This window comes from Azospirillum thermophilum (genome assembly GCF_003130795.1).
GTDB lineage: Bacteria > Pseudomonadota > Alphaproteobacteria > Azospirillales > Azospirillaceae > Azospirillum > Azospirillum thermophilum.
Map to the genome: position 1 here is coordinate 697501 of NZ_CP029353.1, position 14648 is coordinate 712148.

Annotated in this window: 10 protein-coding genes, 1 tRNA gene and 2 rRNA genes (1 of these 13 running past the window's edge); 8 read left to right on the top strand and 5 right to left on the bottom strand. The window is 66.9% G+C overall.

The window, feature by feature from the left end:
* The 3 genes from DEW08_RS09420 to DEW08_RS09430 all read left to right on the top strand — a co-directional run.
* Nucleotides 1-1752, top strand: a 23S ribosomal RNA gene (locus DEW08_RS09420); it begins 996 nt to the left of the window's first position.
* A 204-nt stretch (nucleotides 1753-1956) separates the two neighbouring features.
* Nucleotides 1957-2072, top strand: a 5S ribosomal RNA gene (rrf, locus tag DEW08_RS09425).
* Nucleotides 2073-2197: 125 nt separating this feature from the next.
* A tRNA-Met gene (locus DEW08_RS09430) sits at nucleotides 2198-2274 on the top strand.
* A 190-nt stretch (nucleotides 2275-2464) separates the two neighbouring features.
* Here the strand turns inward: DEW08_RS09430 and DEW08_RS33425 are convergent.
* Both DEW08_RS33425 and DEW08_RS33430 read right to left on the bottom strand, forming a co-directional pair.
* Nucleotides 2465-2962, bottom strand: a complete 498-nt coding sequence (locus tag DEW08_RS33425; protein WP_342760769.1) for an NUDIX hydrolase — start codon at nucleotides 2960-2962, stop codon at nucleotides 2465-2467.
* Complete coding sequence (locus DEW08_RS33430; protein ID WP_342760762.1) at nucleotides 2857-3315, bottom strand: DUF4743 domain-containing protein; 459 nt, start codon at nucleotides 3313-3315, stop codon at nucleotides 2857-2859. Before DEW08_RS33430 ends, DEW08_RS33425 begins: the two co-directional genes overlap by 106 nt.
* A gap of 161 nt (nucleotides 3316-3476) precedes the next feature.
* On the opposite strand from DEW08_RS33430, the gene DEW08_RS09440 reads away from it, so the two are divergent.
* The 4 genes from DEW08_RS09440 (at nucleotide 3477) to DEW08_RS09455 (ending at nucleotide 9674) form a co-directional block, all read left to right on the top strand.
* A complete protein-coding gene (locus DEW08_RS09440; RefSeq protein ID WP_109326540.1) occupies nucleotides 3477-3872 on the top strand; it encodes a response regulator in 396 nt (131 codons plus the stop codon).
* A gap of 940 nt (nucleotides 3873-4812) precedes the next feature.
* On the top strand, nucleotides 4813-6759 hold the full coding sequence (locus tag DEW08_RS09445; RefSeq protein WP_109326542.1) for a PrkA family serine protein kinase: 1947 nt from the start codon (nucleotides 4813-4815) through the stop codon (nucleotides 6757-6759).
* A 54-nt stretch (nucleotides 6760-6813) separates the two neighbouring features.
* Entirely contained in the window at nucleotides 6814-8106 is a 1293-nt protein-coding gene (locus tag DEW08_RS09450) for a YeaH/YhbH family protein (protein WP_109326543.1), read from the top strand.
* A gap of 14 nt (nucleotides 8107-8120) precedes the next feature.
* Nucleotides 8121-9674, top strand: a complete 1554-nt coding sequence (locus DEW08_RS09455; RefSeq protein WP_109326547.1) for a SpoVR family protein — start codon at nucleotides 8121-8123, stop codon at nucleotides 9672-9674.
* Between the two features lie 42 nt (nucleotides 9675-9716).
* On the opposite strand, the gene hrpB is transcribed toward DEW08_RS09455, so the two are convergent.
* On the bottom strand, nucleotides 9717-12299 hold the full coding sequence (gene hrpB, locus DEW08_RS09460) for an ATP-dependent helicase HrpB (protein ID WP_109326548.1): 2583 nt from the start codon (nucleotides 12297-12299) through the stop codon (nucleotides 9717-9719).
* Between the two features lie 180 nt (nucleotides 12300-12479).
* On the opposite strand from hrpB, the gene DEW08_RS09465 reads away from it, so the two are divergent.
* Nucleotides 12480-12950 carry a ferritin-like domain-containing protein gene (locus tag DEW08_RS09465; protein WP_109326549.1) on the top strand — a complete coding sequence of 157 codons (471 nt, stop codon included), beginning with the start codon at nucleotides 12480-12482 and terminating at the stop codon, nucleotides 12948-12950.
* A 69-nt stretch (nucleotides 12951-13019) separates the two neighbouring features.
* Here the strand turns inward: DEW08_RS09465 and DEW08_RS09470 are convergent, their stop codons facing one another.
* Both DEW08_RS09470 and DEW08_RS09475 read right to left on the bottom strand, forming a co-directional pair.
* Nucleotides 13020-13232, bottom strand: coding sequence for a hypothetical protein (locus tag DEW08_RS09470; protein WP_109326550.1), 213 nt, complete (start codon nucleotides 13230-13232; stop codon nucleotides 13020-13022).
* A gap of 144 nt (nucleotides 13233-13376) precedes the next feature.
* The gene (locus tag DEW08_RS09475) at nucleotides 13377-14648 is read right to left on the bottom strand and encodes a PP2C family protein-serine/threonine phosphatase (protein WP_109326551.1); all 1272 of its coding nucleotides are present in this window, start codon (nucleotides 14646-14648) and stop codon (nucleotides 13377-13379) included.

A 14648-nucleotide genomic window follows, 5' to 3' on the forward strand; every position in this document is an offset into this window, starting at 1 on the left:
ACGGCTAAGTGGGAAAGGATGTGGGAAGGCCATGACAACCAGGAGGTTGGCTTAGAAGCAGCCATCCTTTAAAGAAAGCGTAATAGCTCACTGGTCTAGTTAAGCCGGCCTGCGCCGAAAATGTAACGGGGCTCAAGCCGTGTACCGAAGCTGCGGATGTGATCGTCAGATCACGTGGTAGCGGAGCGTTCCGTAAGCCTGCGAAGGGTGTCCGTGAGGCCGCCTGGAGGTATCGGAAGTGAGAATGCTGACATGAGTAGCGACAAAGAGTGTGAGAAACACTCTCGCCGAAAGTCCAAGGGTTCCTGCGCAAGGTTAATCCACGCAGGGTGAGCCGGCCCCTAAGGCGAGGCCGAAAGGCGTAGTCGATGGGAACCAGGTTAATAGTCCTGGGCCTGGCGGAGGTGACGGATGGGAAAGCGTGTACGCCCTTATCGGATTGGGCGTGCTGTGGACCCGTCCCAGGAAACAGCCCCGCCGTACAGACCGTACCCGAAACCGACACAGGTGGACTGGTAGAGCATACCCAGGCGCTTGAGAGAATGGTGTTGAAGGAACTCGGCAAATTGCCCTCGTAACTTCGGAAGAAGAGGGCCCCATGGGTGGGCAACCACCTGTGGGGGGCACAGACCAGGGGGTGGCGACTGTTTACTAAAAACACAGGGCTCTGCGAAGCCACACAAGGCGACGTATAGGGTCTGACGCCTGCCCGGTGCCGGAAGGTTAAGAGGAGAGGTGCAAGCCTTGAATTGAAGCCCCGGTAAACGGCGGCCGTAACTATAACGGTCCTAAGGTAGCGAAATTCCTTGTCGGGTAAGTTCCGACCTGCACGAATGGCGTAACGACTTCCCCGCTGTCTCCAACACCAACTCAGCGAAATTGAACTCTCCGTGAAGATGCGGAGTACCCGCGGTCAGACGGAAAGACCCCGTGCACCTTTACTACAGCTTTGCAGTGGTGCTAGGGATCTCATGTGTAGGATAGGTGGGAGGCTAGGAAGCCCGGGCGCCAGCTCGGGTGGAGCCACCCTTGAAATACCACCCTTGAGGTCTCTGGCATCTAACCGCGCTCCGTGATCCGGAGCCGGGACCCTGCATGGCGGGTAGTTTGACTGGGGCGGTCGCCTCCCAAAGAGTAACGGAGGCGCGCGATGGTGGGCTCAGAGCGGTCGGAAATCGCTCGTCGAGTGCAATGGCATAAGCCCGCCTGACTGCAAGACCGACAAGTCGAGCAGAGACGAAAGTCGGCCATAGTGATCCGGTGGTTCCACGTGGACGGGCCATCGCTCAACGGATAAAAGGTACGCCGGGGATAACAGGCTGATGACGCCCAAGAGTCCATATCGACGGCGTCGTTTGGCACCTCGATGTCGGCTCATCACATCCTGGGGCTGGAGCAGGTCCCAAGGGTTCGGCTGTTCGCCGATTAAAGTGGTACGTGAGCTGGGTTTAGAACGTCGTGAGACAGTTCGGTCCCTATCTGCCGTGGGTGTCGGAGTTTTGCGAGGATCTGTCCCTAGTACGAGAGGACCGGGATGGACGCACCTCTGGTGTACCGGTTGTCACGCCAGTGGCACAGCCGGGTAGCTAAGTGCGGACGGGATAACCGCTGAAAGCATCTAAGCGGGAAACCCACCTCTAAACCAGACCTCCCCACAAGAGCCGTGATAGACCATCACGTCGATAGGAGGCGTGTGGAAGGGTGGCAACACCTGAAGCTAAGCCTTACTAATCGCTCGAGCGGCTTGATTTCAGCCTTCGAGCCGGCGCCGCGCGCAGCAGCAAGCCTGCCTGCACGCGCCAGCCAGACGCCTTGTCGATGACGCCCCTGGAGGGGCGTGTCCTTGGACGAAAAACACTTGCAACGCCGGGCCCGGGCCGCTACGACAGCGGCACGCGCCGGCAAGCGCGATCCCCGAGCGGGGGTGGACGGTGAGGCATCCTTGTGCCGCGGTGACCTGGTGGTCATGGCGAGGTGTCAAACACCCGATCCCATTCCGAACTCGGCCGTGAAAAGCCTCAGCGCCGATGGTACTGCATCTTAAGATGTGGGAGAGTAGGTCGCCGCCAGGTCACCACGGCACAAGTTGGCCCCGTCCTCCCAAGCTCAGGGTTCGCACTCTTCTCATCGTCATGCCGGTCCGCCCCGGACCCACGCCGCCCACGCGTTCCGGCCGGATGCCGGACCACGGTCTTCCCGCGGGGTGGAGCAGCCCGGTAGCTCGTCAGGCTCATAACCTGAAGGTCGCAGGTTCAAATCCTGCCCCCGCAACCACCGATACCACACAGCCCGCATCCAAAATGGAGCGCGGGCTTTTGCCTGTTCGGACGGTGGCTCGTCGTCAATCCAGGCCGTCCAGGCCGTCCAGGCCGCGCCCCGTCACCCGCCCCATAATGGCCGGAACCGTCCGCTTGCGTCACGGTCGGGCGACTGACCGGACTTGACGCAAGCGGGGCGTCCGGTTCTATCGGCGCAGGCCGCGGACGATCTCCAGATAATCCGGCTCGTTGCCGGGATGGATCACGCCATGGCGGATCAGGAAGTCGATCACCACAAGGTTGACGTTGAACTTCCAGTCCTCGCTGTCGCGCACCGATTCCAGAGCCTGCTGGACCGGCCACAGCGCGAAGCTTTCGACTTCGCCGTCGGTGTTCTCCGGGACCAGGTCGGCCGGCAGTTCGAGGTCGTAGACGAACAGCCGGTCCTGCTTCAGCCCGCCGTCGGTTTCCAGGGTGTAGCTGATGGCGCCGACCGGCACGGCACGGCGGGCGACCTCGGCGGCCAGTCCGGCCTCCTCCGAAGCTTCCTTGATCAGGTTCTCTTCCAGCGACAGGCCGATCGGCTGGCCGCCGGCGATCATGTTGTCGTACTGGCCGGGGCAGACCTCGCGGTCCATCGCCCGCCGCCCGATCCACAGCGACAGCGCCCCGTCCGGCCCGCGGACGAAGCCGTTGACGTGCAGTCCGTAGGATTCGATGCCGAAGGCGGCGACCGCCGCGCGGTCCAGCCGGGCCAGCGGCTCCGCCCCCAGCGCGGCGCCACCGGGTAGTATTCGCCGCGCAGCTTTGCGACCCGCCCCTCCTCGAACAGGAACTCCGCGGCATGCTGCAGCACGGCCGAGCGGGCTTCGAAGTCGCGGATCTCCGGGGCGAGCGTCACCCGCTCCGCGTTGCTGACGAAGCCGGGATCGATGGAGGGAAGCCGGTCGGCCAGGCTGTGGCTGATCCAGCCGAGACGGTGACCTTCCAGTTCGAACGGGCGGAAGCCGGAAAGGTCATGCGCGTTGCACGCGCGGATGCGGTCCATGAAGCTCATGCCCCGATCTAAGCCGCCGCCGCCGTCCGGCGCAATACCCCCTCCGAAACCGGCGAGACCCGCTGCGAGCCGGTTGCAACAGGCGGCCACCCGTCGTACACCAACGGCGGAGCCCAAGCGTGACGGTACCGGCTCCGGCCATAAGCCAGAAGAGGACCTCCATGACCGGTGACGGGGCATTCGCGGGACGATCGGTTCTGGTTGTCGAGGACGAGTCCTTCACCCGGATGGTGCTGGCGAAGATGCTGGCGGCGCTCGGCTTCGCCACGGTGCTCCAGGCCTCCGATGGGGAAAGCGGGCTGACCGCGGTCTCGGCCCATGGACCGGATGCGGTGCTCTGCGATGTCGAGATGCAGCCGACCGATGGCTTCGCCTTCGTGCGCAGCCTGCGGTCCAGCGGCGATCCGCGCAGCAGCAACCTGCCGGTCGTGCTGATGTCCAGCCGGGTCGACGACGACCGGCGGCAGGAAGCCCTCGGGGCCGGCGCCGATGTGTTGCTGGCCAAGCCGGTGAGCGCCGAGGATCTGCGCCGCGCCTTCATGCCGCGCTTTGCCTGACGCCCGCCGGTCCGGCGGGCGAGGCTCATTGCTCCGCCCACCGGTCAAGAAGGCTGTCCGATCCGCTGCCACAATTTTTCGCACCCCTGTGGCAGAGGTGCCAAAGCTTTGAAGTGTTACGGTTTTTTGTCGCGCCGTCCGCAGGATGCGCCGCCGGCGCCGTGGCTTGGCCCAATTTCCGCCTTGTTGACGGCCCAGGTTGGGTCCCACCATCTGACTTAAGGGGAAGCCGCGATCCTCTCCGATCGGCAGAGGGCCGGGCGGACCCGATGGCGGCACTCCCCCTGCGCCGGTGAAGGTCCAACCTTTTGCCGGCGCCGCGGGCACCGGGCCGTGTCAAAAATTGTTAATGTTTGAGGAGCACGCTTACGATTAACCGTCGTACCGGAACCGCCCGTCTGCCGACGGGTCCCGCCGGTACCAGACTCTGGAGGGCGATGGCGTGAGATTATCCGCCTGTTCGGTCCGGAACGGTTCAAGGTCGGACGCGCGGCGTCGCCACGCCGCCGTGCAGCGTCCCACGCATCCCGCCACGGCAAATCAGGCGAGCCGTTTTTCTCCGTTCGGCCTACGCCGGATGGTCTGCGATCCCTTCCCGACGGGCTTTCCGCTTATTAACCCTGAGTGCCTGGAAAGCTCTAGGTCGAGCATTACATTCAGTTTTGACTCGTTCGAGTTCGGCGACCCCGTGGGGGCGCGGTTTTGCGACAAAAACCGGATAACTGTGCTGGCTTTCTTCGGTGAGCGAGGGCAGGGCGGGGGGATAAGGCCCGCACCACCCCAACCATTGCGGCACCTGCCGCTTCAGCCATTGCGGCACCCGCCGCCTGAGCGACTGCGGCTGAAGCCGCCTGAGCGACTGCGGCATCTGCCGCCCGCGCCGTCCGGGTTTCCCGGCGGTGGCCCCGACGCATCGGACTAGACGAAGACGGAGCGACGAATGTTCCCGGCCGACGAACTGTTCACGCGCTACACGCAGTCCTATGAGGGGCGCCGCGAGGTCGAGATGTCCCTCACGGAATATCTGGAGGCCTGCCGTGACGACCCCATGACGTACTCCACCGCGGCAGAGCGCATCCTCGCCGCGATCGGGGAACCGGAGGTGGTCGACACCGCCAAGGATCCGCGCCTTGGCCGCATCTTCATGAACCGGACCATCAAGGTCTATCCCGCCTTCGCCGATTTCTTCGGCATGGAAGAGACGATCGAGCGCATCGTCGGCTTCTTCCGCCATGCCGCCCAGGGGCTGGAGGAGCGCAAGCAGATCCTCTACCTGCTGGGCCCGGTCGGCGGCGGCAAGTCCTCGCTCGCCGAGCGGCTGAAGTCGCTGATGGAGAAGTGCCCGATCTACGCGCTGAAGGCCGGCAGGGAGGTCAGCCCGATCTTCGAGAGTCCGCTCGGCCTCTTCAATCCGGAAGAGATCGGCCCGATGATCGAGGAGCGCTACGGCATCCCGCGCCGGCGCCTGACCGGCCTGATGAGCCCCTGGGCGATCAAGCGTCTCGACGAGTTCGGCGGCGACATCTCCCGCTTCAAGGTGGTCAAGCTGCATCCCAGCAAGCTGCGCCAGATCTGCGTGACCAAGACGGAGCCGGGCGACGAGAACAACCAGGACATCTCCTCGCTGGTCGGCAAGGTCGATATCCGCAAGCTGGAGATGTTCAGCCAGAACGATCCGGATGCCTACAGCTTCTCCGGCGGCCTGAACCGGGCGACGCAGGGCATCATGGAATTCGTGGAGATGTTCAAGGCCCCGATCAAGATGCTGCACCCCCTGCTGACCGCGACGCAGGAGGGCAACTATGTCGGGTCGGAGAACATCGGCGCCATTCCCTTCCAGGGCATCATCCTCGCCCACTCCAACGAGGCGGAGTGGCAGACCTTCAAGAACAACAAGAACAACGAGGCCTTCATCGACCGCATCTGCGTGATCAAGGTCCCCTACTGCCTGCGGGTGGCGGAGGAGCAGAAGATCTACGAGAAGCTGGTCAGCGGTTCCGACCTCGCCACGGCGCCCTGCGCGCCGTCGACCCTGCAGATGCTGGCGCGCTTCTCGGTGCTGTCGCGGCTGCGCGAGCATCCGAACTCCAGCCTCTATTCCAAGATGCGCGTCTATGACGGCGAGAGCGTCAAGGAGACCGATCCCAAGGCCAAGTCCATGCAGGAGTACAAGGACCAGGCCGGCGTGGACGAGGGCATGGACGGCATCTCGACGCGCTTCGCGTTCAAGGTGCTGGCCGCCACCTTCAACTACGACAGCACGGAGATCTCGGCCGATCCCGTGCACCTGATGTACATCCTGGAGCAGTCGATCAAGCGCGAGCAGTTCCCCGACGACACCGAGAAGAAGTACATCGAGTTCATCAAGGCCGAGCTGGCGCCGCGCTACGCGGAGTTCATCGGCAACGAGATCCAGAAGGCCTATCTGGAATCCTATCACGACTATGGGCAGAACCTGTTCGACCGCTATGTCGACTATGCCGACGCCTGGATCGAGGATCAGGACTTCAAGGATCCCGACACCGGCCAGCTGATGAACCGCGAGCTGCTGAACCAGGAGCTGACCAAGATCGAGAAGCCGGCGGGCATCGCCAACCCGAAGGACTTCCGCAACGAGGTGGTGAAGTTCGCGCTGCGCGCGCGGGCCGCCAACGCCGGCCGCAACCCGTCCTGGACCTCCTACGAGAAGATCCGCGAGGTGATCGAGAAGCGGATGTTCAGCCAGGTCGAGGATCTGCTGCCGGTCATCAGCTTCGGCTCGAAGAAGGACAGCGAGACCGAGAAGAAGCACAACGAGTTCGTCTCGCGCATGATGACGCGCGGCTACACCGAGCGGCAGGTCCGCCGGCTGGTCGAGTGGTATATGCGGGTCAAACAGGCCGGGTGACCGGCCGGCCGGCCCGAAGACAGCCTACGAACGGGTGGGAGGGGTTTCCCCTTGATGAACATCATCGACCGTCGCCTGAACCCGCAGGGCAAGAGCCTGGCCAACCGCCAGCGCTTCCTGCGTCGCGCCAAGGAACAGGTGGTGAAGGCGGTGCGGGATGCCTCGGGCAAGCGGGGCATCCAGGACATCGAGAACGGCGAGAAGGTCACCATCTCCGCCGGTGGCGTGCGGGAACCCTCCTTCCACCGCTCCAGCAGCGGGGGCGTGCGCAATTATGTCGTCCCCGGCAACAAGGAGTATGTGGAGGGCGACACCATCCAGCGCCCGGACGGCGGCGGCGGCGGCCGCGGCAGCGAGGGCAGCCCGGACGGCGAGGGCGAGGACGATTTCCGCTTCGTCCTCTCCCGCGAGGAGTTCCTGGACATCTTCCTGGAGGATCTCGAGCTTCCCGACCTGGTGAAGCAGAAGGTCAAGCAGTCGGAGTCGCACTCGCTGACGCGGGCCGGCTATTCGGTGACGGGGTCGCCCGCCAACCTCAACCTGGTGCGCACCATGCGCAACAGCCTGAGCCGCCGCATCGCGCTGAAGCGTCCCAAGCCCGACGAGATCGCCGAGCTGGAGAAGATGCTGAAGGAGGCGGAGGAGGCCGGCGAGGATCCGGAGCAGATCCAGGCCCTGCGCGAGCAGCTCGAACGCTTCTACCTGCGGTCCAGGCGCATCCCCTTCATCGATCCGATCGACGTCCGCTACAACCGGTTCGAATCGGTGCCGAAGCCCATCGCGCAGGCGGTCATGTTCTGCCTGATGGACGTCTCCGGCTCGATGACCGAGCACATGAAGGATCTCGCCAAGCGCTTCTTCATGCTGCTCTACCTGTTCCTGAAGCGGCGCTACCGCTCGGTGGACATCGTCTTCATCCGCCACACCCACGAGGCGAAGGAGGTGGACGAGGAGACCTTCTTCTATTCGACGGAGACCGGCGGCACCGTCGTCTCCACCGCGCTGGAGGAGATGGAGCGCGTCGTCAAGGAGCGCTATCCGGAGAACGAGTGGAACATCTACGCCGCCCAGGCGTCGGACGGCGACAACATGTCGTCGGACAATGCCAAGTCGGTGACCCTGCTGCGCGACGTGATCCTGCCCATGTGCCAGTATTTCGCCTACATCGAGGTGGCGGCGGAGCACAACATGGGCCTGTCGGCGCTGGGCCGCGAGACGGAGCTGTGGCGCACCTACAAGCAGGTGCAGCGGCCCGACCTGCCGCTCGCCATGCGCCGCGTGCGCTCGCGCCGTGAAATCTTCCCCGTCTTCCGCGAGTTGTTCGCCCGCGAGAAGGCCGGCGCCTGAACGGAGGCCGACCCATGGGTATCGAGATCGTTTCCAAGCCCGAAGCCCTCCTCTACGAGGGGGTGGACTGGGACTACGACAAGATCAAGCGCGTCTATGACGCCGTCGAGCATATCGCGCTGAAGGAGATGGGCCTCACCGTCTATCCCAACCAGATCGAGGTCATCACGGCCGAGCAGATGCTCGACGCCTACTCCTCGATCGGCATGCCGCTGATGTACAAGCACTGGTCCTTCGGCAAGCATTTCGCGCGCGACGAGATGCTCTACCGCAAGGGCTACCGCGGCCTTGCCTACGAGATCGTCATCAACTCCAGCCCCTGCATCAGCTACATCATGGAAGAAAACACCATGACGATGCAGACGCTGGTCATCGCGCACGCCGCCTTCGGGCACAACCACTTCTTCAAGAACAACCAGCTCTTCCAGCAGTGGACCGACGCCGAGGGCATCCTCGACTATCTGGAGTTCGCCAAGGCCTACATCTCGCAGTGCGAGGAACGCTACGGCTACGCCGCGGTGGAGCGGGTGCTGGACGCCGCCCACGCCCTGATGAACCAGGGGGTGCACAAATACCCGAAGAAGCGCTCGCTCGACCTGCGCCTCGAACAGAAGCGGGAGCGCGAGCGGCAGGAATACCAGGAACAGACCTTCAACGACCTGTGGCGCACGGTGCCCAAGCCGACCGCCGGCCAGCGTCCGCCAAAGTCGGTGTCGGAGCGCAAGAAGCTGCTCGGCCTGCCGGAGGAGAACCTTCTCTATTTCCTGGAGAAGAAGGCGCCGCGGCTGGAGCACTGGCAGCGGGAAATTCTCCGCATCGTCCGGCACATCTCACAGTATTTCTATCCCCAGAAGCAGACCAAGCTGATGAACGAGGGTTGCGCGACCTTCGTTCACTACACCATCATGAACCGGCTGCACGAGAAGGGGATGATCAACGAAGGGGCGATGCTGGAATTCCTGCATTCGCACACCTCCGTCGTCTTCCAGCCGGAATTCGACGACCAGCGCTTCTCGGGCATCAACCCCTATGCGCTGGGCTTCGCGATGATGCAGGACATCAAGCGCATCGCCGAGGAGCCGACCGAGGAGGACCGCCAGTGGTTCCCCGAGCTGGCCGGCAGCGGCGACGGGATGGCGGCGCTGCGCGAGGCCTGGGCGAACTTCCGCGACGAGAGCTTCGTCCTGCAGTATCTCAGCCCGCACCTGATCCGGAAGATGAAGCTGTTCAGCGTGCGCGACGACGCCGAGGACCCCTATCTGCTGGTCGAGCACATCCACAACGAGCGGGGCTACCGCAGCCTGCGCAAGATGATGGCGCGCCAGTACGACCTGGGCTTCCTGGAGCCGGACATCCAGATCGTCGACGTCGATCTGGCGGGCGACCGCAAGCTGATCCTGCACCACCGGGTGACCAACGGCATCCTGCTGGACGAGAGCGACGCCAAGGCCGTGCTGCGCCACATCGCCAACCTCTGGGGCTACGAGGTGCAGCTCGTCGAGGTGTCGGCGGTATCCGAGGCGGTGCTGAAGGAGCACGCGGTGACCGCGCCGAGCGGCATCGTCTAGGCGGCCGGTCCGGCGAGGCTGTCGGGGCGCGAATGCCGCCGCTCACCGCCCGCGCGGCTTCGCCCGGGCGGTCGGCTCGGCCTCCAGCGGGTTGTCCGGCCAGTAGTGCTTGGGATACTGGCCCTTCAGGTCGGCCTTCACCGCCTTGTAGGCGTTGGCCCAGAAGCTGGCGAGGTCGCGGGTGACCTGCACCGGGCGGCGGGCCGGCGACAGCAGGTGCAGCAGCAAGGCGACCTTGCCGCCGGCGATGCGCGGCGTCTCGGCCAGCCCGAACATCTCCTGCAGGCGGACGGCCAGCACCGGCTCGTCGCCGGAATAGTCGATGGGCACGCGCGAACCGCTCGGCACCTCGACATGGGTCGGCGCCTCCCTGTCCAGCCGCTGCTGCTGCGCCCAGGGCAGCCGGCCGCGCAGCGCCGCGCCGAGGTCGATGCGGTCGAGATGCGCCCGGCGCGACACCCCGTCGAGGAAGGGCAGGAGCCACTCCTCCAGCCCGTCCATCAGCGCGGCGTCCGAGACGTCCGGCCAGTCCTCCCCCTCCATGCGGCGCAGGAACAGGACGCGCGACTGCCATTTGCGCAGCTCGTCGCTCCAGGGCAGGCAGGCAGGCCCCATCCCGCGGATGCCCTGCAGCATCGCCCCGGCGATCTGCTCGGGCGGCGGGTTGTTCAGCCGCTCGTCCTTCAGCGCCAGGGCGAACAGCATCCGGCGGCGGCGGGCCAGCACCGCCTGCTCGCGCCCGTCCCAGGCGACGACGGTCTCGCTGCGGATCTGCTCGGCGAAGGTCTCCTCCAGCTCGGCCAGCGTGAGCGGGGCGGCCAGGAAGATGCGCGATTCGCGCACCGCCCCGTCCAGGTCGGCGATCGCCAGCCAGTCCTCGGCCGCCAGCGGCTCATGCTCGGCGAAATAGGCGCCGCGCCCGCCGGACAGCCGGTATTGCGCCGCCGCACCGCCGGCCCCGCTGCCCGGCCGGCGCTGGCCGATGCGGTCGGGATAGGCCAGCGCCACCAGCAGGCCGGTCGCCGCCGTGTCGCCGTCTCCTCCCTTGGCCCCGCCCTTGCCCTCTCCCTTGACGCCGAGCTGCCGCTGCCATTGCCGGGCCTGCCGCAACGCCTGCTGGGCGCCGCCGCGCTCCAGCGTCAGCCCGCGGCCGACGCCGCCCCGGCCACCGCCCTCCAGTCCGCGCAGCAGGTCGACGCGCAGCCGCAGGTCGGCGTCGCGGAAGCCCGGCTGGGCGCGGACGATGTCGCGCTCGCCCATCAGGGCGGCCAGTTCGCAGGCCAGCACACCCTGTCCCATCTCCTTGCCCTTCAGCATCATGTGGGCGAGGCGGGGATGGACGCCGAAGCCGGCCATGCGCCGGCCGTGCAGTGTGATCGCGCCGCGCCCGTCCAGCGCGCCCAGCTCGGCCAGCAGTTCCCGCGCCTGGGCCAGTGCCGCGGCGGGCGGCGGGTCGAGCCAGGCGAGCGACGCCGGGTCGGCCACGCCCCAGACCGCCAGCTCCAGCGCCAGCGGGGCGAGGTCGGCGTCCAGGATCTCCGGCGCGGTAAAGGGGGCCAGCGCCTTGTGGGTCGCCTCCGGCCACAGGCGGTAGCAGACGCCGGGCTCCAGACGGCCGGCGCGGCCGCGGCGCTGCTCGGCCGAGGCCTGGCTGACCTTGACCGTCACCAGCCGCGTCATGCCGCTGCGCGGGTCGAAGCGCGGCACGCGCATCAGCCCGCTGTCCACCACGATGCGGATGCCCTCGATGGTCAGGCTGGTCTCGGCGATGGCGGTTGCCAGCACCACCTTGCGGGTACCGGGCGGGCTGGGCGCGATGGCGCGGTCCTGCGCCTCGGCCGTCAGGTCGCCGTAGAGCGGGGCGAGCAGGACGTCGGGGCCGGGCCCGTCCTGTTCCAGCAGGGCCTGCACCCGCCGGATCTCGCCGGTGCCCGGCAGGAAGACCAGCGCGTTGCCGCTCTCCTCGCGCAGGGCGCGGCGCACCGCGGCGGCCACCGCCTCCTCCACCCGGCTGCCGGGCGGCGGGGCGTCGAGGTGGCGCGTCTCGACCGGGAAGGCGCGGCCCTCGCTGGTCACCATCGGCGCCGGGCCGGCCCCGTCGGCCAGCAGGGCGGCGACCGGGGCGGCGTCCAGAGTCGCCGACATCACCACCAGCCGCAGGTCGTCGCGCAGGGCGTTGCGCGCCTCCTGCACCAGGGCGAGGGCGAGGTCGCTGTCGATGCCGCGCTCGTGGAACTCGTCGAACAGCACGGCACCGACCGCCGGCAGCTCGGCATCCTCCTGGAGCTGGCGCAGGAACAGCCCGTCGGTGACCACCTCGATCCGCGTCTTCGGCCCGACCCTGGTGTCGAGCCGCACGCGGTATCCCACCGTCTCGCCGACGCTTTCGCCGAGCATCGCCGCCATCCGGCGGGCGGCGGCGCGGGCGGCCAGCCGCCGCGGCTCCAGCACGATGATCTTGCGGCCCTGCAGCCACGGCCGGTCGAGCAGGGCGAGCGGCACGCGGGTCGTCTTGCCGGCGCCGGGCGGGGCCTGCAGCACGGCGACGCCGCGCCCGTCCAGCGCCTCCACCAGGGCCGGCAGGACGGGATCGATCGGGAGGGGGGGAAGGGCGGGCTTGCTCATGCGCCCATCTGCTGACGCGAAACGCGGCGGAAATCAATGGGGTCGGCGGGGGATCACCCCTCCCGCCGGTGCAAAAGGTCGCACCCGCCGCACCCCGCGCGCGCCGGGGGTGGGATCCAATCCCTCATTCACGCTATGGTCTTTCCCGTCGTCGGCGCCACTCGCACAAGTCAGGGATCCATGACCAGCATCCACGACCCAGCCCTGTTCCTCGCGCACGCCTGCGCGCTGGAGGAGGAGGCGGCCAACCGCTTCTCCGACCTGGCGGAGGCGATGAAGACCTATGGCAACCAGGAGGTTGCGTCCTTCTTCGGCAAGATGGCGGAGTTCTCCCGCCTGCATCTGGCCGAGGCGCGCAAGCGCTCCGGCTTCCGCGACATCCCGGCGCTGGCGCCGGAGGAGTTCCAGTGGCCCGACGGCGAGAGCCCGGAGGCCGCCTCCATGGAAGGCTCCCACTATCTGATGACGGTGGATTATGCGCTGGACCTCGCGCTGGACAGCGAGCGGCGCGGCCAGGCCTTCTATGCCGAGGTCGCCCGCACCACCGGCGACCCCGAGGTCCGCATGATGGCCGAGGAGTTCGCCCAGGAAGAGGCGGAGCACGTGGCCGAACTGGAACGCTGGGTCGCCCGCTTCCCGAAGAAGGGGTGAGCGCGCAGGGGATCACGAAGGCGGCTTTCCCCTCTCCACGCGGAGAGGGGAACGCGGTCCGGCACCCTGTTACTTCGCCAGATCGGCCCAGTCGATCTCATAGACCTTGTCGGCCGGCCGGTAGGTCTTGAAAGCGGCGATGACGTCGTCGACGCCGACACCGTCCGGCACGTTCTGGATTTCATAGACGATGGAACTGCCGCTGGTCGGGCCGACATCGGCACTGCGGTGCGCTTGCGAGACCAGCCCTTCGCCGGCCTTCTTGATCATGATGGAAGCCATGCATCCGTCTCCGTGTTGCGGTACCGCCCGACACGGAAAACCATAATCAAAAAGTGGATAAAGCAGAAGGCCGGATCTCCCGCCGGGTGTCCCGGCAGGCCGGTTGATGCTGCGGCTGCGTGACGCAGGTGCGGCAAAGGCCGCTCAGTCGCGCTCGATCCACAGGGCGGTCAGGTCGTCGGCCGGCCGGTCGCCGAACCGGCCGGTGAAGCGGGCCATCAGCCGGCGCAGCGGCGACCCGGTCCGCTCCAGTCCCCGTCCGGCGGCCGGTTCGGCTTCCGACTCCGCTCCCACGGCGGCGACCAGCGCGGTCAGCCCCTCCTCGCCCAGCATCCGGCCCTCGGCGTCCCGCGCCTCGCTCAGCCCGTCGGAATAGAGGAACAACCGGTCGCCGTGACGGAAGGGAATGTCCTGCGTCTCGAAGGTGGCGCCCGCGAAGGCGCCGAGCAGGAAGCCGGAGCCATCCAGCCGGCGCGGTTCCCCGCCGGCCGGCAGCAGGATCGGGCTCGGCGCGCCGGCGGTGGCATAGCGCAACCGGTCCTCGCGGCGGTTGAACACGCCGTAGAAGCAGGTCGCGAACTGCCCGACCGACAGGATCTTCGCCAGCCGCAGATTCAGGAAGGACAGCAGCCCCGCCGGATCGCGCAGCACGACGGGCGAGGCGCGCGACAGCAGCGTATGCAGGCGGAAGGCATTGATCGCCGCCGTGATGCCGTGGCCCGACAGGTCGGCCACCAGCACGCCGACATGGTCCGGGTCGATCTCCACCGCCGTCCAGACGTCGCCGCCGATCTCGTCGGAGCTCTGGAAGACCGGCTCGATCGCCAGCCCGCTGCGCCCGGCGAGCCGCGCCAGGAAGCCGGCATCCGGCACCAGGGAGAGCTGCATCGCCCGCGCCTGGGCCAGATCGCGCTCCAGCCGCTCGCGGAAGGACCGCAGTTCCTGGACCATGGAGCGGCGCTCCAGATGGTAGCGCACGCGGGCGACGCATTCGCCGGGGTTGATCGGCTTGGTCAGCAGGTCGTTGGCGCCGGCCTGGAAGCAGACGGCGCGCAGATGGTCCGACTGGTTGGCGCTCTGCAGCACGATCGGCAGGTCGCGCCAGCGCGGGTCGCTGCGCAGCGCGCGGCAGACGGCGATGCCGTCCATCTGCGGCAGGGCGCTGTCGATCAGCAGCAGGTCCGGTTCCATCGCGGCGACCTGGGCCAGCACCTCGGGCCCGCTGCCGGCGAAGCCGACCTTGGTGATTCCCGCCCACTGGAGGAAGCGCGCGAGCGTGCGCCGGTTGAACGGGCTGGTATCGGCCACCAGCACCCGGCGGTCGCCCAGCGGAATGCCGAGGTCGATCCCGTAGAGGGTGGAGGGGGACGACCCGGAGGGAGGCCCGGGGGGAGAAAGGTCTGCCGCACAGGCCAT